The following is a 3478-nucleotide window of genomic DNA, read 5'->3' as shown; positions in this document are numbered from 1 at the left end:
TATGGGTATAGAGATATGCAGTATTTCTTCCTGAAGATACGGGGTGCTTTTAGGCCAGTTACCCACACTTAAGGGAGAAGAACCCATTCTCTTTACTGTCTACGTCGCCCCTTATCTCGCCCTGATGCCCGAGCTAGCCCGCACCGCGCGCGACCGGTTAGACCTGGCTACGCTGCGGGCGGTGTTTTCCCTCCTCGGCGTCGCCGCCGCCCTGGTGGGCTCGGGCCAGCTCATCCGGCTTCTTGACCTTAGAGGGATGGTTTGGAGCATGGCCGTGGCCGGCCTGGTCCTGATGTACCTGCCGCTGCTTGTGCGAGAAAAGGACTACGCTGAGGCTAAGCCGGCCAGCCTGGGCCTGCGGAAGGCGGTCGCCACCACCTTCCGCAACAGGGCCTTCCGCATTTATCTGGCCGGCAACACCACTTTCTGATTTGGCTTCAATATCGTCACGCTGTGCCTGCCCTTTTACGTGACCCTGCTGCTCGGTCTGCCCAAGGAGGAGACCTCCACCCTTTTTGCCGCCACGTTCGGCGTGTCTTTTCTTGCCTTCCCCCTGGTCAATTTCCTGGCCAAAAAGACAGGACCTAAAGCAGTGATGATTGGGTCCATGTCCCTATTTGTCCCGGTGTTGCTGCTGTTCTTTTTCTTTGGCCAGCCGTTTTTGGGCCTGGCCCCTTTCATTTTTGCCTTAGCCGTCTCAGCCTTCGCCGGACTGCCCCTGTCCAGCCTGTTCGTCCTGCCCGACGCCATGGTCGCCGCCTGCACCGACCTGGAGGAGGACCTGTCCGGGCAGAGGCGTGAAGCCATGTATTTCGGGACACAGGGGCTGGTCCTGAAGACGGTACTGGGTCTATCCACGTTCCTGACCGGGCTTTTGCTGCACTTTTTCGGCGCCACGGCGGCCAATCCGCTCGGCGTGAGGCTAACGGGGCCGGTGGCGGCGCTGTTTGTCCTGGCGGGCGGTATAATCTTCCTCTTTTACCCGGAAAAAGATGTGCGCGCCAAGGAGCGCCCTTCCGCGCCGGCTCAGCGCGACGCCTGGCCGTAAACGGCGGGAAAGTACTTGCGCGCCAGCGCCGGGTTTTCGTCCCTCAGGTAAGGGTGGTTTGCTTTCAGTTCTCTTAAGGCCTCCAGATCCAGCGTGGCGGCGACGAAACCTTCCCGCTCCGCCGACTCCGTTTCGGCCAGGACGCCGTCTCGCCGCTGCGTCAGCTCAAGCGGAGCGAAGACGCCGGCTTTGCCGGTCAGCGTGCGGCCGAACAGACTGCCAACCAATGCGCTTTTCACCCCAAAGACCTGGCTTTCCTGGACGCGGGGCCAGACACCCCGCAGCGCCAGCCAGAAGTTATAGGGCTCGGGGTTGGCGATGGGCACCATGACGATTTCCGCGCCCAAGCTCTCCAGGATACGGAACGTCCCGAAGTAGGTGGCGTCCATGCAAACGGGCATGGCCAGCCGGCCAAGCGGCGTCGGGAATACGGCAAACGACCCTCCCCGTGATAGGCCCCAATCGTCTTCCAGGGGCGTCAGGTGTGCCTTGTCCTGACACCCTATGAGCCTGCCGTCCGGCCCGTAAAGCAGCGCCCTGTTGAGCACCTGCCTGCCCGCCGGCAGTGGGAAGCTGCCCGCCATGATGTAGATGCCGTGGGCACGGGAGAGAAAGGAAAAGGTCAGCTCTGCCACTCGCCCGAACCCCGGGCCAGCAAAGCGGAAAAGGTCGGCCGGCTTTACCGGGGAGACACCTTCCCCTTTCACCATCTCTTCGGTCAGCGCCGTGATGCCCGCGATGAGCCGCAAAAGCTGCAGGGAGTTGTATTCCGGAAAGACCAGCAGTTGTACGCCCTGGGCGGCCGCCAGCGCCGTAAACCTACACATTTCGTCGATATATTCCCGGGGATCACTAAAGAGCCTCACCTCAAGCTGCGCGGCGCCAACGCGCACCCGCCGGCGGTCAATCGTCTGACAGTTGCCCGATGGGCTTATTTTTTGGCCGCGTAAATGCCTGTCCAGCAACGCACGGCGTGTCCGCCAGTCAAGGTAGCGCAAAAGCAGCCGCTCCCTGACTTTCACGGGTTCCCACCCCCCCCCCGGCAGCCCAGCGGGCTGTAGGCGGCGGGGTCCAGCAGTTTCAACAACGGGTATTGGCGAATGACCCCAAGGCGCGCCTCCCGGTCCAGGTGCGCCTCCAGCGGCTCGCCGGACAGCCCACCTCCGGCCACGATGCCGGTATACCCTGCCGTCATCTCACAGGGAGCGTGAATAAGCGACTCCGCTGCGAATTCCCGGCCGGCAATCACCGCCGCCAGTTGGCTCTCCACGCAGAAAAACTGGTTCTGCTGCACCTGCGCCCACATCCCCGCCAACTGGCACCAGCAGTTTTCCCCGGCGGGCAGCGCGCCGCAGTGGCAGACCACTTCGGCCCCCTGCAGGGCGAGGACCCGTCCCGTTTCGGGGTACCAGGCGTCGGTGCCCACGATGATCCCCAGCATCCCCAGTTCTGTGGCAAAGACGGGTACCTCTTCACCCCGGGAAAGCTCCCACTGCCGCTCCTCCCGGGAAAGAAACACCTGCCGCTGGCTGCCGAGGATTTCCCCCTCTGGAGAGATCAGGCAGGCCTCCTGAAAGACCCTGTCTCCCTCGACGGTGAAAGAAGTGCCGGGAACCAGGTGGACCGACAGCCCGCGGGCAAGCGCCCGGTGCGTCTCGGCCAGGTCATCCTGCCAGGCGGCGGGCAGCCTGACCAAGGCCCGCACAGCCTCAGCCAGGTCCCCTGGGCTCCCCAGCTCCCCGAAGCGCCAGGCGAGGAGTAGCGAAAGAAGGGCGGGGAAGACCAGCAAGTCACACTTTTCCCGCGACGCCAGGCAGCCGTCCAGATAGTCCAGGTATTCTTGCCGCGAGGTAAAAGTACTCCCGGCAAAACTCAGTGTCCTTACCCGCATAGGCTCACCCTCAACTTTTTCCCACCTGATGGTTCCGAAGCTCCTCGTCGCCTCATTTAAAAATGTACTCGAAAGGGATGCTAGACTTAGTTGCTAGACTTAGTTAAAATTTAGAGTAGAGGCTCCCAATAATGCTAAGAGTTTTTATCAACACCGAAAAAGTTGGATCATTTAAACCCTACGAAACTAAGGTATTTGGTTAGGAGATTATAATGGAACAATTAAAGCATAAAAAATTCCTGTGGGGAACCGCAACATCCAGCCACCAGGTTGAAGGTGGCAACTTTTATAATGATTGGTGGTTATGGGAAAAAGAGGGCAGAATAAAGACCGGTGATTCTTCCCATCCGGCTTGCGAACACTACCAGAGGTATAAAGAGGACTTCGACTTAATTAAATTTAGGACTTACGCAGTTGGAGTAAGACTGTAGGTAGGGTTACCCAGATAAGCCCGTATTGCCTCCCTGATAATGGACACCTTTGCCTCATACCAACTATTTCCCGTTCGCAACTTGTGTATCTCCAAACGCAGAAATGCC

At 59.8% G+C, this 3478-nt stretch carries 3 protein-coding genes and 2 pseudogenes; 2 read left to right on the top strand and 3 right to left on the bottom strand.

The window, feature by feature from the left end:
- The first annotated feature begins 43 nt into the window (after positions 1 to 43).
- Positions 44 to 1048, top strand: a pseudogene (locus HW443_RS13425) (MFS transporter).
- Here the strand turns inward: HW443_RS13425 and HW443_RS09960 are convergent.
- Together HW443_RS09960 and HW443_RS09955 are read right to left on the bottom strand one after the other, a co-directional pair.
- A complete protein-coding gene (locus HW443_RS09960; RefSeq protein ID WP_176238131.1) occupies positions 1027 to 2070 on the bottom strand; it encodes a nitrilase-related carbon-nitrogen hydrolase in 1044 nt (347 codons plus the stop codon). The pseudogene HW443_RS13425 and the gene HW443_RS09960 overlap by 22 nt on opposite strands.
- Positions 2067 to 2939, bottom strand: a complete 873-nt coding sequence (locus tag HW443_RS09955) for a nitrilase-related carbon-nitrogen hydrolase (RefSeq protein WP_176238130.1) — start codon at positions 2937 to 2939, stop codon at positions 2067 to 2069. The genes HW443_RS09960 and HW443_RS09955 overlap by 4 nt, the downstream gene beginning before the upstream one ends.
- Before the next feature lie 212 nt (positions 2940 to 3151).
- On the opposite strand from HW443_RS09955, the gene HW443_RS09950 reads away from it, so the two are divergent.
- Entirely contained in the window at positions 3152 to 3370 is a 219-nt protein-coding gene (locus tag HW443_RS09950; RefSeq protein ID WP_176231850.1) for a family 1 glycosylhydrolase, read from the top strand.
- Here HW443_RS09950 and HW443_RS13420 read toward each other — a convergent pair.
- Positions 3346 to 3478 (bottom strand): annotated as a pseudogene (locus tag HW443_RS13420) (IS701 family transposase); the annotation flags it as partial. The gene HW443_RS09950 and the pseudogene HW443_RS13420 sit on opposite strands and share 25 nt — an antisense overlap.

Origin of the sequence: Candidatus Hakubella thermalkaliphila (assembly GCF_013281975.1) — a bacterium.
Classification (GTDB): Bacteria; Actinomycetota; Humimicrobiia; order Hakubellales; family Hakubellaceae; genus Hakubella; species Hakubella thermalkaliphila.
Note: the sequence above shows the minus strand (reverse complement) of the source record. Positions and strands in the feature narration are given on the sequence as shown.

Bases quoted from the DNA above. Each gene is read 5' to 3' on its own strand.
- HW443_RS09955 (WP_176238130.1), bottom strand. From the start codon at position 2,939: ATGCGGGTAAGGACACTGAGTTTTGCCGGGAGTACTTTTACCTCGCGG.
- HW443_RS09950 (WP_176231850.1), top strand. From the start codon at position 3,152: ATGGAACAATTAAAGCATAAAAAATTCCTGTGGGGAACCGCAACATCC.